This window comes from Oligoflexus sp., from assembly GCF_035638955.1.
In the GTDB taxonomy this organism is placed as follows: domain Bacteria; phylum Bdellovibrionota_B; class Oligoflexia; order Oligoflexales; family Oligoflexaceae; genus Oligoflexus.
Map to the genome: position 1 here is coordinate 1 of NZ_DASQYZ010000053.1, position 2,126 is coordinate 2,126.

The following is a 2,126-nucleotide window of genomic DNA, read 5'->3' on the forward strand; positions in this document are numbered from 1 at the left end:
AGCGATGACTGCAAGCATTCACCTGACTTTGATCGAGAGTTGCAAGATGATCGGCTTGAATCCACGGACATACTACAGGGAATCTGTGGCTCGACATCACAAAGGCCATGCCCCGCTTACCCCCTATCAAATGAAGACCGAATTGAATCGTGCAGGCGTTAATTCAAAGTGAGACTGATTCCACTCCTCAGTCTGATACGAGGTAACGCCGGGCACGGACGATTTACCTTTATCTGGCTCAGAAATATGGTCGCAGGACGGAGATGCATCCGGGTCAGGGCTCGCTCTTCAATGAGGCAGAAGTTGAGGTCGCTGCGACCGCAGTGGATATCGATGAGACCACAACCATTCCTGAACACAAGCGCAGGAAAGGGGGCAGGCGTTCGATTCCAGAAAACCTTCCTCGCGAGGAGGTGATTATAGATCTGCCTGTCCGGGAAAAATTCTGTCCGAGCCCGGACTGCAAACATGCGGAGCTCGAGCGCTTTGGCGAGGAAACCAGTGAGCAGTATGATATCGTTCCCTCCCGAATTTTTGTGCTCAAGACTGTAAGACCGAAGTATGCCTGCCCCTGCTGCAGGGAGGGTGTGAAGCTTGCACCGGCACCCTTGCAACCGATTCCAAAAAGCAATGCCTCCCCTGGAATCCTGGCTCATATCGCTATTTCGAAGTATGCCGACGGCCTTCCACTTTATCGACAGGAAAAAATCCTGGAGCGGCTCGGCGTGGATCTGAGCCGATCAACGACCAGCAAATGGATGATTGCCTGCGCTGAACTTCTTCAGCCCATATTCAATCTGATTCGTGACCACGTCTTCGATACAAGATGCATTTATTGCGATGAAACAGTGATTCAGGTTCTGAAGGAGGCACACAAGGCTCCAGGCTCAAAGAGCTTCATGTGGGTTATCGGCAGTCATGCTTCCGAAACAAAAGCCGTCTGCTTTTTTATAGCCCGTCCCGCAGCGGAAAGGTGGCAAGAGCCCTGCTCGATGATTATGAGGGTTTTCTGCATACCGATGGATATAAGGGTTATAGCAATCTTCCTGCCGGCATCAGACGTGTGGGATGTCTGGCTCATGCGAGAAGAAAATTTCATGTGCGACCAAGGCCGGTGCCGCAGGAACTGAAGGCAGCATTGCCGCCCAGGCTTTGACTAGAATGCAAAAGATATATGCCGTCGAAAAGCAGATCCGTCACAAGCCATCGGAAATACGAAAGTCAGAGAGGGAAAAGCTTTCCACACCCTTGCCAGATGAACTTTACAAATGGCTTGTTGAGGTGAAAGACTCATTGCCGCCAAAGTCTCTCACGGGCAAGGCATGCTCTTATCTTTTTGATGAGTGGCCTTTCATTGTTAGATTTCTCGAGGATGGAAGGCTGGAGGTCGACACCAATTGGATTGAAAGGCAGATTAAGCCTTTTGTGATTGGACGCAAGGCGTGGCTCTTTGCTGATACTCCGAACGGTGCTGAAGCCAGCGCGATCCTCTATAGCGTGATCGAAACCTGCAACCTTAACAATGTCGATCCATTCTCATGGCTCAAGAAAACATTCACTGACCTTCCCTATGCGCAAACCCTTGCCGACTATGAAGCCCTGTTGCCCTGGAATTTCAAAAAGCGCTGAACCATTGATCCGACCAGGCCATACCCTGTCCGATGTGGATTACGAAGCGCTCACAAGGAAAATGCACATTCAATGGCAGGGACAGAGGATCATGGACATGGCCGGAAGGAAAAGAGAACTCTTCACCTGATGAATGGGCTTCCATTCTGGCTTCATTTTCCAACTGCAGAGCAGGCTTTTATCATTGAACGGGAAAGCGTTATTAAAAAGAGCGGCAAGGTCAGGCGTGAGCAGGTATATGGCCTGACGAGTCTTAAGGATGCTGATGCAGGGGCACTGCTCCAGTTGAATCGAGGCCACTGGACCATTGAAAATAAAATATTCCATGTAAGTGACGTGACATTCAATGAGGATCGCAGCTCCATCAGGTCCCCTATATCTCAGCCAAGTATGAGACAGTTTCTGCCGATAAATTAGTATAATGAAAGTGGCGGAAATGAGGCTTCATCCATGTCCCAGACATCCAAAGACAAAAAGCTTGTGGGTTCAGCAACTTC

General features: G+C 49.8%; 2 protein-coding genes. Both read left to right on the top strand.

Annotation, left to right across the window (positions count from 1 at the left end; all coding sequences use genetic code 11):
• Positions 1-233 precede the first annotated feature (233 nt).
• Positions 234-1,130, top strand: coding sequence for an IS66 family transposase (gene tnpC, locus VE954_RS05440; RefSeq protein WP_324950480.1), 897 nt, complete (start codon positions 234-236; stop codon positions 1,128-1,130).
• A complete protein-coding gene (locus VE954_RS05445; protein ID WP_414698973.1) occupies positions 1,069-1,629 on the top strand; it encodes an IS66 family transposase in 561 nt (186 codons plus the stop codon). The genes tnpC and VE954_RS05445 overlap by 62 nt, the downstream gene beginning before the upstream one ends.
• Positions 1,630-2,126 lie beyond the last annotated feature (497 nt).